General features: G+C 42.4%; 13 protein-coding genes and 1 tRNA gene. All 14 read right to left on the bottom strand.

Going from position 1 to position 19,357, the window contains the following annotated elements:
* Window positions 1-2: 2 nt before the first annotated feature.
* On the bottom strand, window positions 3-473 hold the full coding sequence (gene greA / locus AXF23_RS11030) for a transcription elongation factor GreA (protein ID WP_009012608.1): 471 nt from the start codon (window positions 471-473) through the stop codon (window positions 3-5).
* 650 nt (window positions 474-1,123) lie between these two features.
* Window positions 1,124-1,813 carry a DUF4919 domain-containing protein gene (locus tag AXF23_RS11025; protein ID WP_107625335.1) on the bottom strand — a complete coding sequence of 230 codons (690 nt, stop codon included), beginning with the start codon at window positions 1,811-1,813 and terminating at the stop codon, window positions 1,124-1,126.
* A gap of 80 nt (window positions 1,814-1,893) precedes the next feature.
* Window positions 1,894-3,435, bottom strand: a complete 1,542-nt coding sequence (locus AXF23_RS11020; RefSeq protein ID WP_089365427.1) for a YifB family Mg chelatase-like AAA ATPase — start codon at window positions 3,433-3,435, stop codon at window positions 1,894-1,896.
* Window positions 3,436-3,446: 11 nt separating this feature from the next.
* Window positions 3,447-4,442 (bottom strand): TlpA disulfide reductase family protein, encoded by a 996-nt coding sequence (locus AXF23_RS11015; RefSeq protein WP_107625334.1) that lies wholly within the window; start codon window positions 4,440-4,442, stop codon window positions 3,447-3,449.
* A gap of 18 nt (window positions 4,443-4,460) precedes the next feature.
* A tRNA-Leu gene (locus AXF23_RS11010) sits at window positions 4,461-4,546 on the bottom strand.
* 319 nt (window positions 4,547-4,865) lie between these two features.
* Window positions 4,866-5,450 (bottom strand): hypothetical protein, encoded by a 585-nt coding sequence (locus AXF23_RS11005; RefSeq protein ID WP_107625875.1) that lies wholly within the window; start codon window positions 5,448-5,450, stop codon window positions 4,866-4,868.
* Between the two features lie 29 nt (window positions 5,451-5,479).
* A complete protein-coding gene (locus AXF23_RS11000) occupies window positions 5,480-5,929 on the bottom strand; it encodes an SRPBCC family protein (RefSeq protein ID WP_107625333.1) in 450 nt (149 codons plus the stop codon).
* A 176-nt stretch (window positions 5,930-6,105) separates the two neighbouring features.
* On the bottom strand, window positions 6,106-6,738 hold the full coding sequence (gene pyrE / locus AXF23_RS10995; RefSeq protein ID WP_107625332.1) for an orotate phosphoribosyltransferase: 633 nt from the start codon (window positions 6,736-6,738) through the stop codon (window positions 6,106-6,108).
* 3,026 nt (window positions 6,739-9,764) lie between these two features.
* Window positions 9,765-10,742 carry a hypothetical protein gene (locus AXF23_RS10955; protein WP_107625330.1) on the bottom strand — a complete coding sequence of 326 codons (978 nt, stop codon included), beginning with the start codon at window positions 10,740-10,742 and terminating at the stop codon, window positions 9,765-9,767.
* Window positions 10,743-10,762: 20 nt separating this feature from the next.
* Entirely contained in the window at window positions 10,763-12,121 is a 1,359-nt protein-coding gene (locus tag AXF23_RS10950; protein ID WP_107625329.1) for a BT_3987 domain-containing protein, read from the bottom strand.
* 29 nt (window positions 12,122-12,150) lie between these two features.
* Entirely contained in the window at window positions 12,151-13,296 is a 1,146-nt protein-coding gene (locus AXF23_RS10945) for a DUF1735 and LamG domain-containing protein (protein ID WP_107625328.1), read from the bottom strand.
* Window positions 13,297-13,301: 5 nt separating this feature from the next.
* Window positions 13,302-14,339, bottom strand: coding sequence for a glycoside hydrolase family 18 (locus AXF23_RS10940; RefSeq protein WP_107625327.1), 1,038 nt, complete (start codon window positions 14,337-14,339; stop codon window positions 13,302-13,304).
* A gap of 82 nt (window positions 14,340-14,421) precedes the next feature.
* Window positions 14,422-15,981 carry a RagB/SusD family nutrient uptake outer membrane protein gene (locus AXF23_RS10935; RefSeq protein ID WP_107625326.1) on the bottom strand — a complete coding sequence of 520 codons (1,560 nt, stop codon included), beginning with the start codon at window positions 15,979-15,981 and terminating at the stop codon, window positions 14,422-14,424.
* A 9-nt stretch (window positions 15,982-15,990) separates the two neighbouring features.
* The gene (locus AXF23_RS10930) at window positions 15,991-19,182 is read right to left on the bottom strand and encodes a SusC/RagA family TonB-linked outer membrane protein (protein ID WP_107625325.1); all 3,192 of its coding nucleotides are present in this window, start codon (window positions 19,180-19,182) and stop codon (window positions 15,991-15,993) included.
* Between the last annotated feature and the right edge of the window lie 175 nt (window positions 19,183-19,357).

Genomic DNA, 19,357 nt, shown 5'->3' with positions numbered 1-19,357 from the left:
TCTTAAGCATCAATTGATATCTTGTCTATGCGCAATACAATCGTACCACGAGGGATTGTGATTTCAACCTCGTCGCCCACTTTCTTATTCAACAGTCCTTGTGCAATAGGAGTCTTGATGGAAATCTTGTTCTGTTTCAGATTAGCTTCTGTCTCACTAACAATCGTGTACTTCATCTTAGCGTTTGTCTTCACGTTAGTCATCTCAACAGTAGACATAATCTGCACAGCGTCAGTACTCAAACGTGACAAATCCACAATCTTTGCTTGTGCCACGGTCATCTTCATCTCAGCAATACGTGCCTCAAGATGACGCTGCGCCTCTTTAGCAGCATCATACTCTGAATTCTCACTCAAATCGCCCTTATCGGCTGCTTCAGCAATAGCAGCTGATGCCTTGGGACGTTCAACAGATTCTAAATACTGCAACTCAGCTACGAGCTTATCGTAGCCTTCCTGTGACATATAAGCCATAATATCTTGTTTTAAATAATTAATCCGTTTTTCAAAAACATATAAAGAAACAGAATTCCAACACCAATTCAATGAATGTCGGAATTCTATAGCCTTAATGTTTAATTTACCTCAGTGCAAAGATAATGCTAAAAAATGATATATCAAAGTTTTATGGGATAAAAATCTATTAATGTTCAATAAAAACATTTTTCGACGAATAGAATCTTGAATATTCTCATGAAAACAAGTAATACAGAAATCTTTTACGAGTTTCTATCCTTATTTATTGACCTCTCAGATAACCATATCTAATACCAATAATTGTCACTGCCCTCTCCTGCTTATTCCTATTCCTTAGAAATGGATGTGATAACACCTACAAAACAAGTAGTAATTATTACATAGAATTACCTGAATAAGTTTAAAATCAATTTGCTGTCATTTTTAACATTTCGTCTATCTTCTTATAAGTTAACAAGTTAATATCCTCTATTGCATGACAGTAATGACAGCAAGTTTTGTTTTTTGGAAAAACTCTTTACGCCAAATACACAGTGATAAGACCATAGACGCTACTGATAAAACAGTCTCTTCCGCCCCACAAATCTGAAGTAGTAAATTATATGTAAAGCATCAGACACCCCCTACCCTATCTCTTTCCCATCTAATCAAAATAATCCAGCCTCTAATTCGAGGACACGCTTAATATCAAAATAGATATCAGGCGAAGTATAGACTTCACTGGTATCACCTAAGATAAGACGGTCGGTCTTCTCTATCATCATCTGTCCATTGATTTTGAGGATACCAAGGAAGAAGTTCACAAAATTATACTCATCACCTACGGAGGTGACAAAGAAAGGATGCTCTTTACTCCCATCACCCGTCATAAAGATGGTATCCAAGATACGCGAAAGACGAACAGAATAAACTTTAAGACTATCGCTTGTCATCCACTCCTTGTCAGGATCAGAACCAGAGAGTTTCCTGAAATAATAGATCTTAGAAATGAGTGCATTCGTATTAAGCGGATTTTTTGTAAGAACCCTGTCGGCTATCGTAGCTGCCTCTTCAAACTTTCCGTCACGTCTAACCTTCATCATGTCAATTTCAATACTCATGTCACTACCATTATTGAGGTAAGTGCGCCCGTAGACAGCTAAGATTCGATCTTTAGCAGTCATCGTTAAGTCAGAGTCTACGTTTATAAACTCATCAACCAAATTCTGTACACGCTGTGGATTAGCTCTCACCTCAGCCTTTATACTATTCCAATCTACTGTCATCAATGAGTCACCTGTTTCGGCAGACACAGCTAAGCTCATCATCAACAACATAAACATCAACAGCTTTTTCATATCATTTTATTTTATGCTTAATACTATTTTTTCTCTTATTCCTTATCAATTCTCTTATTGCAATAGATAAGAAACGAAAATTATCGTTCTGCCCAATCACTCCTATCTAAGTTCCTATACCCAATAGCCTCAGCTATATGCTGCACTTGCACCGTCTCCGATGCCTCCAAGTCGGCTATAGAACGAGCCACTTTCAAAATTCTGTTGTAGGCACGTGCCGATAGTTTCAGTCGTTCCATGGCATCACGAAGAAGTTTGATGGAGGCCTCATCAGGTTCAGCAAACTCATGAATCATACGTTCATTCATCTGCGCATTACAATGAATATGACGATAACTACTGAAACGCTCAGTCTGAATAGCACGTGCACGGATAACCCGTTCACGAATAGTAGCACTTGGTTCGCCCGGTGTAGCCTGTGAGATATCCTTAAAAGGAAGAGGAGCTATCTCACACTGAATATCTATTCTGTCCATCAGCGGTCCTGATATCTTGGCCAGATATTTCTGAATCTGTCCTGGCGAACATACACAATGATGTGTAGGGTCGGCAAAATAGCCACATGGACATGGATTCATACTTGCTACGAACATAAAACTACAAGGATAAGTAACGGTATATTTGGCACGAGAGATAGTTATCTTGCGGTCTTCTAACGGCTGTCGAAGAACCTCTAAGGTATGTTTATTAAACTCTGGCAACTCATCACAAAAGAGCACTCCATTATGAGCAAGGGTTATCTCGCCCGGCATTGGATTAGCACCACCACCCACGAGTGCCACTTCAGAGATAGTATGGTGAGGACTACGGAAGGGGCGTTGCGTTATTAATCCGGTGTCACGACTCAGTTTTCCCGCAATAGAGTGAATTTGTGTTGTCTCTAAACTCTCCGATAAAGACAGAGGGGGAAGAATCGAAGGAAGACGCTTTGCCATCATACTCTTTCCACTTCCTGGCGGTCCAACCATAATAAGATTATGTCCGCCAGCGGCTGCCACTTCTAAAGCTCGCTTTACATTCTCCTGTCCACGAACATCTGCAAAATCGAGATCAAAAGCATATTGATGTTCATAGAATTCTTTTCGCGTATCAACGAAACAGGGCTCTGGATTGGAGCTACCATTAAGAAAATCAATAACTTGTAATATATTCTCCATTCCGTAGACCTCTAACGTATCTACCACAGCGGCTTCGTGCTCATTCGCTTTGGGTACGATAATACCCTTAAATTTCTCTGCACGTGCCTTGATAGCGATAGGAAGCACACCTTTTACTGGTTGCAAGGTTCCATCGAGACTCAACTCTCCCACAAGCATGAACTCTCGCAAACGGTCATAACTCATCTTCTCATTAGCAGCAAGAATAGCAATTGCTAATGGGAGGTCAAAACTGGAGCCTTCTTTCTTGAGGTCGGCAGGAGCGAGATTAGCGGTGATATCGGCTACAGGGAACTTATACCCATTATTGAGGAGTGCTGCTGCAATACGGTCATGACTTTCCTTTACCGCGCCATCTGCCAGCCCGGTAAGGTGGAACAATACGCCCCGCGTGATACTAACTTCGACTGTCACGGTGGTGACTTCCATTCCGTTGACAGCTGCACAGAATGTTTTTACAAGCACACTATTGGTTTTTAGTCTATGCCATAACGCTGACGGATAGTATTAGCGGTGATATTCCTTTCTGTTACCTTCCCGTTGCGAATGACAATATTATCTGGTACAGTATTAAGTCCAAAGGTTTTGAGCAATGGAGTATTAAGTAGCTTTCCATCACATACATTAGGAAATTCTATGCCGTCACGCTCTAATGACTGCCTTACCTCCTTAGGATTGGCATCAATACAGATACCCATAGCAGCAATCTTCCCTGCCTTCACAGCATCACTCAGCGCACGCTGAATGTCAAGACTCTCATAACTCCATGCGGCCCAAGTATTGATAATAACAATATCCTTCCCTTGGAAAGTCGAATTATTCACGACTTTTCCATTTATATCCTTGGCTACAAACTTAGGCATCTTACTACCGACTGGCAACGAGCCTAATTCGGTTAATTGCCGTTGAAGACGACCCAAATCTGTATTTTCAGGCTGCTCCTTCATCAATACCCGCAATAGTTTCGCCGCCTGCTTATAGTCAGGAGACTCTGTTTGAATAAAGTAACGATTGAGCAGATACACACTTACTGGCGACTCTGGATGGTCGTTGATAAACGTTATCGCATATTTCATCTCCTCAGGAGGGGATACACTTGCTATCTGCTTGCGGAACTTAGTCATCAGTTCATTATTCTTCGTTCCTTCTACCTCCATCTCTTTTAGGTGGGAAGCATCAGCTTTTACGTCTACCGCCTCACCCGATTCGGCAAAGATAGGCTGCGAAGAATAATTAGGGAAGATTATAATTAATGTAGAAAGTTTACTACAAGGTTTCTCATAAGAGAAACGTCCAGCCTCAATCTTGATAGTATCTAAACCATTGATACCCCCATCTGGGCTATAAACATAAAGTTCACCTTGATTCATGTGCAAGAAACGCCCCTCCATCTTGAAGTAACCGCTACGAGTACCACAAGAAACTAACAGCAGGGAGAACAAGAGTATATATGCTATTCGCCTCATGCGCATTGAGATTTAAGAAGAAAGTGCCGCGAGCGGGACTCGAACCCGCACAGCCATTACTGGCCAAGGGATTTTAAGTCCCTCGTGTCTACCAATTCCACCATTGCGGCAAACCGTTTGCAAAGATAAGGCTAAATCTTCGAACTAACAAAATTTTTCATGCTTTTTTGAACTTATTAGGTTGATTAGTATCGCTATTTATGATTTTTCTCTACTTGACTCTATCAAAATACACCTATATAATATAGTACTAAACTTCCTACGTTTTCTATGCTTCAACAAATCGTTTAAGTCAAAAAGGTGCATTTCCTTCGCTATTCAACATCGTTTCAAGCTATAGATTAAAGGGTTAATTACGATGGAAGGTGAACGTATCACACATGCATAAAACATGTGTGCTACCATGAAAGTGACAATAAAAGTACAGTACTAATTAATGCCCAAAACGCCAGTTGGTCCCGTACAATTAGCACGATAACGGATAAGCTTCTTACCCCCCTCGCCACTCACGATATTACCCCCAGTATTAAGGTTATACTTTCGATGGCAGTTAGTACAAGTGGCAAAGCCATCACTACTCACTTTCAACTCATAAGAGCGCAAAGGAAGTACATTCGGCTGAAAGCAATTAGGACATTGTAGGTCGTATGCATACAGCGGAGCAGGAACGTCAAGATTGCCATACCCCACTATAAGTCCGTTGTTCTGTCCCACATGCTTCCAACTCTCCAGTCTAAGATCGATACCATCAAACCACACAGGAGAACCCGAACGCAGTCCTTGATTATTCTCAAAAGAGAAGCTATGACGCCCACTAACGTATGAATATCGTATGATACAATATACTCCTGGCGACATTGAATTGAGCGCAGAGGCAAGGATAGGGTCTTGATGCGTATCGTTATGGAAAGTAAAAAAGATACGACGGCTACTGTATTCATAGTCCACCCTATCACCACATGATGATAATAGGATAAGAAACAGTAAGAGAACAGATTGAACACAACGTCTCATCATAATTTTACTCTCCACATATAATGATATTATTCGAACGGAATCATTGCCAAGGCATCGGCAATCTTCTCAATACCCTCTTGTAGTGGCTTTGATACCATGCCCTTTGCAAAGAAAGGAATATCGGCATCTATCGTTAGTTTCATCTTTGAGGAAGACTCAGAAACAGGGAGTATCTGAATCCAGAAGTTAAAGGATAATGGCGAATTATCACTTTCAAACTTAATCGTCTTAGGCTCTTCACGCTCTATGATACGCATAGAAATCTGACCAACAGGCTCTACATTCACAGATAGAGAGTCCTGGTCAAAGGTGATATTCTGTAATCTTTCTTTCACCTTATCCATATCAGCATCGCCTGTTGAACCTTCTGGGAGACGCTCTTTCAGACGCTGTACATTATTCAAGTCACTCAACGTTTTATATACACTCTCTTGAGAGTGAGGAATCTGCTTTACACTACTTTCAAACTTTGTCATTACTTATCTTTATTAGAGGAGTTATAGAGTGGAGGGCTATAAGATAGCAAGACTGATTGTAAGAGAAGATGACAAACAAAGGTAGGGACGCACTAACAAGGCGCCCACTACTATCACTCATTTACAAACAGTCCGCAAGAAATAAATTATGTTACTCCATACGGAATGTTAAAAGACTACTTTTTCCAATTTGCTGGGTCCTTACGCCAATCATGCAACATGGCGACTTCGTCTTCTTTAATATATCCTGTCTCAAGTGCCTTCTCAACGACATGCTCGTAATCGGTGAGGGTCACCAACTTTACATGAGCCTCTCGGAAGGCTTCCTCGGCTACTGAAAAACCGTAAGTATAAGAGGCTACCATACCCACAACCTCAAAGCCTGCCTCACGCAGAGCTGCTACGGCCTTCAGAGAAGAGCCACCTGTAGAGATAAGGTCTTCTACAACGACCACCTTTGAGCCTGTTGGCAATTCACCTTCAATCTGGTTTTTCATGCCATGGTCCTTTGGCTTCGGGCGAACGTATGCGTAGGGCAAGGCCAACTCATCGGCAACAAGCATACCCTGAGCGATAGCTCCCGTTGCAACACCAGCCACAGCCGTAGCCTCTGGGAAGTTTTCAAGGATGGCATGTACCAACTCGAGCTTCACAAACGAACGTACATCGTGGAACGACAACGTCTTGCGATTATCACAGTAGAAAGGTGACTTCCAACCACTTGCCCATGTAAAAGGGTCATTAGGTTGCAACTTAATGGCTTTAATTCCGAGCAGTTTGCCTGCAAAGACTTTCTTTAAATCTTCCATCTCGATAGTTTATAGTTATAATACTAAGTGCAAACTTACACAATTTTTCTGATATCTAAGGATAAAAAGACTATAAAAGAAGATAATGATAACAGATACTCCTCGTATCTACTACAAACTGTCTTTCATTCGCTTTTATCTCTGTCTCGCTTCCTTGCAACTTTACGCATCAACTTACTTGACAATATTCTACACTCGTACTGCTCTTCTACACTATTGCTATCACGCAAAAGCACAACAAAAGAAGAAGAAGAAAAGAAGACAAAATGAGAATACGCAAACACACAAACAACGCTTCTCCTCTATGTTATATCTTATATGTAAACAAACATCACCTACTTATAAATAGCGTCTACCCGCCTTCTTAAGTGATATTTCAAGCATCCCTTATCACCTTCAGTTATGTCTCTCCATGCGGGATAAACCTACTCTACTCCATTTACCTACCTTTCCACTTGTTATATAGCGGCAACTACCTCACATTTCGGAAGTATCAACGAACTTATGAAAAATCATTACACAACATCAAAGTAATCATCTTTAAGACAGGAGTATAATATCTCCAACAGCCAACTTTATAACCCACTACAAATCAACCTATTACACATAGCATTAAAGAAGACGCCCTTCTTGCATCAAGAAGGGCGTCTTTAACACGCAAGAAGGGCATGTTCTTGAACGCAGAAGGGCGTCTTCTCGCATCCTGCTTGGCCTTTCCTCGAACGAAGAAGGGCGTGACAACTGAAAAATTCTGACAATTCCTGTTTGGATGTTTAGAGTTTTCACTTTCACGGAGGAACATTCTTTTTCTCACAGAACTCACAGATGAACAGAACACACAGCATTCCACAGAGACATTAAGTCAACCGATTTCACAGAACCTTACAGCCAACGTTAGCTAATCATCAACACCTAACAACCAACACCCAACACTCACCTTTAGCTGTAACGTTCTGTGATATCTGTATGCCGGAGGCGTTCTGTGGAATCGAAACAGTGCGCCAAAACGTTCTGTTAAATCTGTGAGTTCTGTGAGAGAAAAAACTCCTCAACGAGTCTCGCAATTGTTCTTACTCTCACAGAAAAACACAGAAGAACAGAACACACAGCATTCCACAGAGACATTAAGTCAACCGATTTCACAGAACCTTACAGCCAACGTTAGCTAATCATCAACACCTAACAACCAACACCCAACACCCACCTTTAGCTGTAACGTTCTGTGATATCTGTATGCCGGAGGCGTTCTGTGGAATCGAAACAGTGCGCCAAAAGGTTCTGTTAAATCTGTGAGTTCTGTGAGAGAAAAAACTCCTCAACGAGTCTCGCAATTGTTCTTTCTCTCACAGAAAAACACAGAAGAACAGAACACACAGCATTCCACAGAGACATTAAGTCAACCGATTTCACAGAACGTTACAGCTAATGTTAGTTGAAAGGCCTCTGTGAATTCTGTATGCCGGAGGCGTTCTGTGAGTTCGAAACTGTGCGCAAAAAGGTTCTGCTAAATCTGTGAGTTCTGTGAGAGAAAAAACTCCTCAACGAGTCTCGCAATTGTTCTTTCTCTCACAGAAAAACACAGAAGAACAGAACACACAGCATTCCACAGAGACATTAAGTCAACCGATTTCACAGAACCTTACAGCCAACGTTAACTAATCATCAGCACCTAACACTCAACACCCAACACCCACCTTTAGCTGTAACGTTCTGTGAGTTCTGTATGCCGGAGGCGTTCTGTGAGTTCGAAACAGTGCGCCAAAACGTTCTGTTAAATCTGTGAGTTCTGTGAGAGAAAAAAATGTCCTTTATGAGAGAAGGAACTCTCCAGCGACTCTAAAAGATATTCTATTTCTCACAGAAAAACACAGATGAACAGATTTCACAAAGGTGCACAGAGACATTAAGTCAACCGATTTCACAGAACCTTACAGCCAACGTTAGCTAATCATCAACACCTAACACTCAACACCCAACACCCACCTTTAGCTGTAACGTTCTGTGAGTTCTGTATGCCGGAGGCGTTCTGTGAGTTCGAAACAGTGCGCAAAAAGGTTCTGCTAAATCTGTGAGTTCTGTGAGAGAAAAAACTCCTCAACGAGTCTCGCAATTGTTCTTTCTCTCACAGAAAAACACAGAAGAACAGAACACACAGCATTCCACAGAGACATTAAGTCAACCGATTTCACAGAACCTTACAGCCAACGTTAGCTAATCATCAACACCTAACAACCAACACCCAACACCCACCTTTAGCTGTAACGTTCTGTGATATCTGTATGTCGGAGGCGTTCTGTGAAATCGAAACAGTGCGCCAAAACGTTCTGTTAAATCTGTGAGTTCTGTGAGAGAAAAAACTCCTCAACGAGTCTCGCAATTGTTCTTTCTCTCACAGAAAAACACAGAAGAACAGAACACACAGCATTCCACAGAGACATTAAGTCAACCGATTTCACAGAACGTTACACCCACATTTAGCTATAACGTTCTGTGAACTCTGTATGCCGAAGGCCTTCTGTGGGCTCGAAACTGTGCGCCAAAAAGCTCCGTGAACTCTGTGTGCTCTGTGAGAGAAAAAAATCCCCAGCGTGAGAGAAAAAACTCCCCCCACACGTCTCCAATATTCTGTTTCTCACAGAAGAACACAGAAGAACAGAACACACAGCATTCCACAGAGACATTAAGTCAACCGATTTCACAGAACGTTACAGCTAATGTTAGTTGAAAGGCCTCTGTGAATTCTGTATGCCGGAGGCGTTCTGTGAGTTCGAAACTGTGCGCAATAACGCTCTGTTAGATCTGTGAGTTCTGTGAGAGAAAATATATCCTTTGTGAGAGAAAGAAGTTCCAAAGACCTATGCAAGTAGGCCAGTAGGAGTAACCTCAGCAATCTCACCCTTCCATGTGAGAAAAAAAATCTCCCTCTCCAAACATCGCTTCGAATGGAGAGGGAGATAATTACCGAAATATCTTGACTATTTCAGTCTGCATGTTTAGTGTCCCTTTACAGAGAAGGAGACAATAGATTAATCATTATCAATTGGTAGGATGAAGTAACCATAGTGGAGGTAATTATCCTTCAAGAGCCACATAAGTCCCCATACCTGCGTATCAGACACTTTGATAATCTCGACATTTACCCCCTCATACGTGGTTGATTCACCCCAATAATCAGTCTTGACACCAACCTTACCTTCTGCCTTCATACCAACAGTAAGGTCGCCAGTGAACCAGCATTTAAGGTAAAGATAATCGCTATAGTTCCACTCAGCAATCCTTTTACCATCTTCTTGGCCAATTCTCATACTACCATACTGACGTGATCTGCCGTTGTCAAAGACCATGATAGGCTCAGTAGAAGCCATGATTGAAGCCTTCTCCTCCTCTGTGAAAGGAATATCGGTTGTGGTAACCGTCACCTTCACCGTCTTGGTAAGCCCCATCTTGTCCTTGATAGTAACCATTGCCGTACCATTGCTAACGCCTCTGATAGTTATTATGCTATCAACAATAGAGTGCACTTCAGCAATGTCCTCATGATCACTGACAGCCTCATAGCCACCATTACCACCCGTAACAGTAACCACAGCAGTGCCATCGGTGTGTCCAACCTTCATGCTCACATTAACTTCCTCCTTATCAAGAAGGATCTTCTTGTACATTGCCTTCACGATTAAACGCTTATAGTTGCCCGCTGCATCAGAGACAACAACACCCGTATAACCATGTTTAACAGCAGAGATAGTAATCGCATTGCCTTGAATAGACAGTGTTGCAATATCTGGATTCTCGCAGAAAGCTTTGTAATCACCACCTCCTGCCGTCACATTAAACGTAGTTGTCTCACCGACTCCCACACTCACGGTGTCAGTATCAAACGTAAGTGCCGTCTCAACCTTTGGTTCCGGCTTTGTCGTCGGAGTATCTTCATCGCTGCTACATGCTGTGAAGCCAAGCATAAGAACAGCCGCCATTAGGGCTGAATAGATATATTTCAGTTTCATTGTATCATTGTTTAAGTATGTTACCAATCTTTTGCATAACTACCCGTCAGTACGGTTTCTTCTCCATAGAAGGCACGTGTGATATTGTTCAGACGTGTCACATACCCGTTCCGTGGGGTCAAACCGAATACCATTGTCCCTCCGTAACCATCTGTCTTGATAGAGCGTGCAGTATTAAGAGAGATGATACGGCCTTGTCCAAACTCTGACGAACCTTGTATCATACCCTTAGGTGACAAGTCTTCATAATAAGGAGAAAGGTCACCATAGCGTCCGTAATCCTGTAGAGCATAGTCGATATACTCGCCTGGCTTATGCCCATCAATGGTTGTCAAGCTACTTGTGCGCCCATAGACATAAACCTCAATGAGTTTGTCTGGCATGATGCGCTTACATTCATAGCATAAGCGAGACGCTGCTTCAACTGATGGTGTGACAAAGCCAGGGTAACTTCCGTAGCTTGAATACTCGTCATCAAAGAAGACACCATCGAGGTCGTAAGCCTCAACAACAGCTTTCAACTCCTGTGCAAACTTTATTGCGCCCTCCTTAGAGAGGTTGGCAACGCCAGAGCGGTCATGGTTTCCAAGAATACCAAGAATGACTTTCATCCCTTTCTCCTGCAAAGGTTTCAAGTACTTCTCCTTGTAGTCGAGCAGATGTTGTACGTTCTCATTATTATAGTTATACACTTCTCCTATCTCGGCATTGTAGTTAATGTTTCCAGAGAAGAGGATAACCTGATCGAAAACATACTTCTTTGATTCCTTTAATGTGTAACACAGGTTGTGAAGTGGGTTCGCATCATTCACCTCCATACAGCTGATTACCTGCAAGCCATTGTCTTTATGGCAATTAGGCATCTTACTGATATCACGCACAAAGAGTATGAACTCGCCCTTTTCCTTTGAGGTTTGACTTGCACCCTTCACCTTCAAAGGAATTGCATATACGCCATTCTCCTTCAGCTCTGGGGCCGTAGAGTACTTAACAGCCACCTTAGAAGACTTCGTTGCACCGGCTGCAACGGTAGCTGTACCATCAATAGTAACGAGTGCTTCAGGCATAGCTTCGATAGCTGTACCCTTCGTTTTATTATAGTCTTCAAGTACTTTGGCATCATAGACCAATGTGTAATCTTCATTCGCCTTAGGTGCTTGTGTAAGGTTGACATAGAAATCTATTGTCCCATTCTCATTGAAAACGAGAGAGTCAACATTGCTACATCCATACTTATCGGTGATGAAAGCAAGGTTATTCTCCAATGTTTTATAACCGCCTTCATCAACAAGAGGCACGTCAATACCCTCTGAACAGGATAGAGCTAAAGCCATACCAGCTATCGAAAGAGCGATGGTTTTTATTTTATTCATATTCATAAATATCATTTGATTAAGCGTTTAACAGATTATTTCTCTGGTAATGAAACATTATGCCATGATAATGGTTTGTTGGCTTTAGCGTCATTACCATTGCCCGTAGCATCTTTCACAATGTTAGGACTTGTATTATCATCCATCTTCCAATAGCCCACAAGGCCTGGTGTCTTAGGGTCGACACTATAGAAGTGAGTGGCTATCTCCTCCTGTGTACGAACCACATTCCACACACGAACTTCGGCCATATCACCTTCAAACCAGCGTGCGTCATCATAAGACTTACCGATGAGGAACATGCGATCAGCCGAGTTACCCTTAATGGTTACAGACCTAAGACGAAGCGTACCCTGCGACTGTAAGATGCCATTTACATACACCTTTACCTCACGTGTATCAGCATTATAGGTCATGGCCACATGCTGCCAGCGCTTTGTCTGCAGTCCCTTATTAGAGTCATAGTCAGGGAAATTACCCGCACCAGTGGCTATCTGTATCTGATTATCAGGGAAGCCTGCATCGCCGATACGCATAAGGAAATTGCCCTCAATGCCCATTATGGTAGAAATAAGCTTACCGAACTCACGTGGATAGATAAGTGCTTCCATCGTTATCTGCTTCATATCGGTGACAAGCTCTGGTGTCTTCCACTCTACTTGAAGATAGTTCCTACTCATATCAGCGACAACGTTGATGAGTGCACCAGCCCGGAATACGAAGTAATAATTCTTAGCAGACTGCAACAACTCTATATCATTGCACTCAACCGTCACTGGAAGGACATAGGTAGTAGAGCGGTCAAGACCGCCGAGCTTAGAGAATTCAAACTGAGCAGCGTTGCTCTTCACACTTCCCTGATTGATTTTTACATCACCCACAAGGATACTGTAACAGCTATCTGGCAGTAGGACAGCCTTGTTATAGTAAGCTTTATTATAAGTATCAACCATCTGAGGGGCTGCCTTGAAAGTCGCATTCAAGTCCATTTCAGCTGGACGAGAGGTGGAGAGTGTCAACGACTTCACCATACTACCAGCACCTTTTATGATAGTCTCTGTCGTAAATGTCTTACCATCAATGAATGCCTTATTCTTAAAGTCGGCCTCATCATTGTTCTGACAAGCTACTATCAACCAAGTAGCCAACAGGATAGGAACATATTTAAATAGCTTCTTCATTTCCTTTACTCTTTAACGGTTGGATTAATAGTTGAGATTACTTTGCGCAAATTCGGATAGGTGAATGAGGCGTTATAATAATCAACATTCGCATTCAATAAGCCCATTCCAGCACATGTATAGCCTGTGTGGTCTGCAGCAACAAACTTAGCAATACCGTGCATAGCCAACGTCTTGCCCCAATAACCAGTCTTCGTGTCGGTCTCATCAATAGACTTATTATTGGCCATTATGATGAACTTGTCGGTTGGAACACCCTCTACAGCAGCCTTCCGAATCAAATAGTCGACACCAGAGACAGACTTCTCATCCTGTGAAGGAATGATGAGGTAGCGTGCTTGTTCAAGTAGGCTCTTGTCTGCGACATGCTGTGGACGACCCATCATTATCAGCTCTTTGTTCGGATGACGTGCCTTCCAGTCTTTTGAAATACCCAAGAAGACATTTTCTAAAGCGATAGCTTCAGCCTTCTCTTGGTCGTTCAGATAGTGTGTGAGCTTCGCATTAAATCCCATGATGACACCATCATAGTTATACTTGTCCACAAGATGGAGCTGTGTATTCACTGAATCAACGAGGAAACCATTGAAGTCACGGAATTTCTTACCCGCATTCTCGCTCTTTGCCATGAACGCTTTCTTCTGTGCTTCGTAGGCTGCTTTGATGTCATCACAGCTTATTTGGAACATAACCTTCATGCCCTTTTGATTTCTTACTTCATCGATTTCTTGTAGTAACTGCTCAGTTATCATGCTTGGCTGTGTCAGTACGACGTAATCTACACTGTCAGGGATAGCGTTGATGTGCTGTGCCTGCGTAAATGGAACAGCCTGACTATTATCAAACCATACCATCATAATCTTATGATTACTTGCCTTGTAAGCTCGAATACTTGCAAGATAGCGCTGGTAGAGTTCAGGGTTCTGACGCTCAATACCAGGCTGATTGATATCAACAGGTTCAACGTCTGTATCGCAGCTTGACATAAGTAACGCTACTGCACAGACTGTTGAATATGCTATATACTTAATGATATTTTTCATCTTTATTCTTTATTATTAAACAGTTGAATAGGTAACATATCTATGACATGCCCCATCTTCATCCTTGTTAATTAGCCATTCATTACTTTGCCCACCACACATCTGTAGCCATGTTATCAGCTCCACCAAGCATGCCAACAGCTGCGTTGTAGTTTTCGAGGTTGTTACGACGCTCTTCCTGTGGGTAAGATAGACGACGAGCACCACGCTCACTACTTACGACACCACCGCTATTGTTCACCTTCACAGGCATCAGCATTGGGTAACCTGTGCGTCGATAGTCTGCCCAAGCCTCCAAACCAAGTGGGAACATAGCCAACCATTTCTGGGTAATAATACGTTCTAACTTGTGGTCGGGTGTGTCATTATCATCCCAAGCAACAGTGATTGTCGATACAGGACCAGTATATGTATTGAGGCCTGCAGGGTCCGTGTAGACTGCAGGGGTACGGCTATTGTCAGCCAGATAAGCCGCTGCTCCCTTCACACCCCACTGCTCGAAGGACAATTCAACACCTTTCTTATAGAAATCACTGGCCGTACCTCCCATGTTCCAGTTCCTCAATGCGCCCTCAGCACGTAGGAAAGCAACCTCCGCAGCATTCATCCACATGAGCTTTGAATCGGTCTTTACCTTATAGTTACTGTACGCATGAGCTATCTCAGCACCAGGGATCTGAATACCTGAACGTAATCCATAATAACCATTAGTAGCGTTTTCTAAAGTCGACTGGGTAAACATGGCTTCTCTACGAGGGTCGTTATAACCATTCATATAAGTGGTTATATCTGCTCCAACACGTGAGTCACCACCATTATACTCATACATCACTACCTCGAAAGGATTAGTGTTCGACAAAGTCATAAAGGCATTGTCATCATTGGAGGTCATCACACCTACCGCATTATTTATAGATGCTTCAGCCTCTTGCTTAGCTAATGCTGGGTTGGCTTTCGATATACGAACCGCTAAACGAAGACGCAGAGAATTACCAAACTTAATCCACTTTTCTACATTACCAGCATATACCTTATCTGCCTTAGGTGAGAAGTTTAATGTCCGATTGGCTGTAAGTGTAGCAATGGCTTCGTCCAACTGCTTGAACATTAACTTGTAGACATCCTCTTGAGAATCGTATGGAGCGGTAATCTCACCGTTCTGTCCCACCTTAGAATAAGGTATCGGACCATACGCATCAGTAACACGATGGATACCGGCTACCTTTACTATCTGTGCTACTGCTAATGGAACAGGCTCGTCTGTAGCACTCTTCACTTCATTGAAATAGATAGAAAGCTTTGGTAGGAAGTCTCTGAAAAGAACACGACTCCAGCCATTCTCAGGACTATACTGTGCAAAGTTCTTACCAGCAAAACCCGCATTTGAATCAGAAAGATAGCCACCATACGAACCACCACACAGACACTCTGTGAACTGATTAGTATTGACATCCGTTGGAACAACCCAACTCTGCAAGTTTATCATAGCTGCACCCAAAGAATAGGCATCACGTTCTGTCTCCTTCTTCGATACACCATAGGGGTCTTGATTATAGTCCTCATAGCTATTGGTACAGCCAGCCAAGCTCATCGCCAAGCCTACCGATACCGTTGACAATATGATATTTCTTATTTGTTTCATAACTTTTAATTAGAATTTAAGTTTGATATTGAAACCAATAGTTCTCGTACTTGGTGTCATGAACTTATCTATACCCTGATAATAGTTGCTTGTTGTTGCTGTTGTCTCAGGGTCAAAAGGTGCCTTACAATAGAACATCAATAGATTACGACCTGTCACTGAAAGTGTCAGATCACCCAATCCAAAGAAATGGTTCTTCTTGAAGGTGTAGCTAAGACTTGCCTCTTGCAGACGCACATTGGTTGCACTATAAGTATAGTACTGTGGGATTCCATCGCTACCTCCTACTGTTGAGTACCATGATTCAGGTGTGAGATAATCATTACCATTCACTTCAACATATCCCTTATCACGTGCCTTTGCACTTGACTCAGACACACCATAAAGGTCAAGCGCTGCTTGGGTCGCTGAATAAACAATACCACCAAAACGTGCACTGACCATTACGCTAAGATTAAAACCCTTGTAAGAGAAATCGTTGCGCCATGCCATATTCGCTTTAGGGAACACTGAACCCAACTTCACGTCACCAACATTATTGTTGCGATAAACCTTTCCGTCTTTGTCTACATAGATATATCCTTTATCATCACGCTTAACATCTGTCAATGAATAAAGGTCACCTAAGGTACCACCCTCCTTGAGAATGAAGTGTGCATTACCTAATCCTCCAACGTCGAGGCGGTCTTTATTGATAACAGCCCCAGTCTCTGGATGTACGTAATTACGAACTAACTCATTAATACGGTTACGGTTAGAGCTTAAAGTATAATTGCTTGACCAGCCGAAGCCACCCCAATTATTGCTATAACCTAAGGCCAACTCAAGTCCATTGTTTGACACATTACCAGTCTGGATATAAAGGGCTGAGTAACCAGATGACACAGAGATGTCTGGATTAAACGTCTGATTGAATGTCTTAGTCCAATAGAGTGTAGCATCCAAGTTGAAGTGTTTGAAGAAACGAGCTTGTAAACCAACCTCCCAAGAGTTAGTTGTTTCAGGCTTCAAGTCATATATTGGATAGATTGTCTGGCTCTTCCACTGCTTTGTTGTATTATCCCATTCATACTTAGGGTTCGCTATGTTGCGAAGGAATGGAATACCTACAGATGCAAAAGAACCGCGGACTTTCAGATAGTTAATAGCCTTTGGCATCTTAACAGACTCTGAGATAATCCATGACCCACCCACTGAAGGGTAGAAGAAAGAACTCTTATTGGAATGAGGACCTGCCAACATAGATGGCCAGTCATTACGTCCTGTAACAGTAAGATACAGTTGACTCTTCCATCCAAGCTCCAAACTACCAAGAAGAGACTTTGTCTGTTCATGATAACCATAAGGGAGACGCTTCTCACGGGCCGCATCTACCTGGTATTCATTGAATACATTAGGAATAAGATTATCTGCTATAGGACCATCAAGACCGGTCTGGTCCTGCTTAATATCAGAGATTGACGCACCAACGTTAGCCACCAATGACAACTTGTTCTGCATGAAATGCTTGTTAACATTAAGCATTATATCACCATACACCTGCTTATCATCAGTCTTCATCTTGGCATACTGACCATTAGCACCAGCTATTGTCGTGTTCGTACTGGCAAAGTATTTCTTCTCAAAAGTATTCGTTGCATTATCAATACGGATACGCCCTACTACATTCAACCAGTCTGTCACCTTATAAGTAAGTCCTGCATTCATCATATAGCGGTACTTCTTATTAACACGCAGGTTACGATAGTTGATCCAATAAGGGTTCTGACCAACAAACTCACTGAGCAAGTTATTCCAATTCTGAGTGTATATACCACGTGTTGTATCGTAGTATTCAAACATCGCCATATCGTTGTAGTCATTGCCACGTGGATAGAGATAAGCTGATACTAATGGGTTAGCATACACACCTTGGTTGGTCATGTTGCGGTCATTCTGTATGATATAACTTGCGCCAACATCCAAAAGTAGCTTGTCTCCCAGCATACTGGAAGTGTTACGGAAGGTGAAGTTATAACGGTTATAACGGTTATTAGGAATAATACCACCCGAGTTCAATGCACTGGCAGAGAAATAACTCTGATTCTTTTCAGAACCTGTTGAGAGGGTGAAAGCCTCCGTCGTCATAACACCTGTCTTGAGATAGTCCTTTGCTGGGTCATATCCCATATAGTTAGCATCATTCAGGAGACGTCCCCAACTATAACTATCGCCACCAGCATCACGCATACTACTACCCGTGCCATAACGATTCTGGAACTCTGGAAGGCGGAAAGCAGAAGAGAACTCAGTACTCTGACTGACGGTAAACTCCGTATGTCCCTTCTTTCCCTTCTTCGTTGTGATAACGATAGCACCATTAGAAGCACGGTTACCATATAACGCTGCGGCTGCTGCACCCGTCAAGACAGACATGCTCTCGATGTCTTCTGGGTTGATATCGGCAATAGCCTCCGTCGTACCATTAGAGCCGAAGATAGCATCACCGGTCCCACCAAGGTTGAACATTGGTACACCGTCAATAACATACAAGACATTACTTGACTGCTCGATACTACGTGTTCCACGCATCACAACCTTCGATGCGCCACCAGCACCAGACGAACTTGCATTGATATTCACACCGGCTACCTTACCACTGAGCGAATTGATAAAGTTAGCATCTTTGTTGGTTCCCAACGCATCACTGCTCACCTGCTGTACATTATAGCTCAAGGCCTTTTGTTCGCGTTTAATACCAAGAGCCGTGACAACGACTTCGTTCAACTCTTTTGCATTTGCCATAGACAGACTGATGTCGTAGTTATCAGCCTTACCGATACGTACCGACTTGGTAGTATAGCCTATGTAGGAGACTTCAAGTTCATCACCTTCTACTGCCATCAGCGTAAACCGACCATCAATATCAGTCACTGCACCTCCTTGGGTACCCTTCAGACGGATGGTTGCACCGATTACTGGCTCTCCATTCTCATCCTTTACGACTCCGACAACTTTCTTCTTCTCGCCCTCATTCACCGCCTTTTGAGCAGCTTTTGTTGACGAGACAGAAACAACATCCCCATTCCTTTGTCTCAATGTAGCCATGACATCATCTAATGTTACGCCTTTCTTATTCGCCGCAACATCATGAGCTTGCATGTTTAGATTCAGACATAACAGGAATGCGGCCAGGTAAAGACCATTACTCTTGTTACTCATTTCTGATTTAGTGTTTAAAGGTTAATATTTCTATTATCAATATCCTTCTGCCCCACAAGTACTTTTCTACTTAAGAGCAGTTTCTTGTTTAGATTTTTACTTATATACGAATGTACTACAGAAGCATCCTTTTTGTGTATGTTTCCAAGTCACCTTTAGTTCTTAAACATCGAGT

The sequence above is a fragment of the Prevotella sp. oral taxon 313 genome (assembly GCF_003043935.1).
Lineage (GTDB): Bacteria > Bacteroidota > Bacteroidia > Bacteroidales > Bacteroidaceae > Prevotella > Prevotella jejuni.
Note: the sequence above shows the minus strand (reverse complement) of the source record. Positions and strands in the feature narration are given on the sequence as shown.

Excerpts from the sequence above, each read along its gene's own strand:
- greA (WP_009012608.1), bottom strand. The coding sequence starts at position 473 with ATGGCTTATATGTCACAGGAAGGCTACGATAAGCTCGTAGCTGAGTTG.
- AXF23_RS11025 (WP_107625335.1), bottom strand. The coding sequence starts at position 1,813 with ATGAAAAAGCTGTTGATGTTTATGTTGTTGATGATGAGCTTAGCTGTG.
- AXF23_RS11015 (WP_107625334.1), bottom strand. The coding sequence starts at position 4,442 with ATGCGCATGAGGCGAATAGCATATATACTCTTGTTCTCCCTGCTGTTA.
- AXF23_RS11005 (WP_107625875.1), bottom strand. The coding sequence starts at position 5,450 with ATGAGACGTTGTGTTCAATCTGTTCTCTTACTGTTTCTTATCCTATTA.
- AXF23_RS11000 (WP_107625333.1), bottom strand. The coding sequence starts at position 5,929 with ATGACAAAGTTTGAAAGTAGTGTAAAGCAGATTCCTCACTCTCAAGAG.
- pyrE (WP_107625332.1), bottom strand. The coding sequence starts at position 6,738 with ATGGAAGATTTAAAGAAAGTCTTTGCAGGCAAACTGCTCGGAATTAAA.
- AXF23_RS10955 (WP_107625330.1), bottom strand. The coding sequence starts at position 10,742 with ATGAAACTGAAATATATCTATTCAGCCCTAATGGCGGCTGTTCTTATG.
- AXF23_RS10950 (WP_107625329.1), bottom strand. The coding sequence starts at position 12,121 with ATGAATATGAATAAAATAAAAACCATCGCTCTTTCGATAGCTGGTATG.
- AXF23_RS10945 (WP_107625328.1), bottom strand. The coding sequence starts at position 13,296 with ATGAAGAAGCTATTTAAATATGTTCCTATCCTGTTGGCTACTTGGTTG.
- AXF23_RS10940 (WP_107625327.1), bottom strand. The coding sequence starts at position 14,339 with ATGAAAAATATCATTAAGTATATAGCATATTCAACAGTCTGTGCAGTA.
- AXF23_RS10935 (WP_107625326.1), bottom strand. The coding sequence starts at position 15,981 with ATGAAACAAATAAGAAATATCATATTGTCAACGGTATCGGTAGGCTTG.
- AXF23_RS10930 (WP_107625325.1), bottom strand. The coding sequence starts at position 19,182 with ATGAGTAACAAGAGTAATGGTCTTTACCTGGCCGCATTCCTGTTATGT.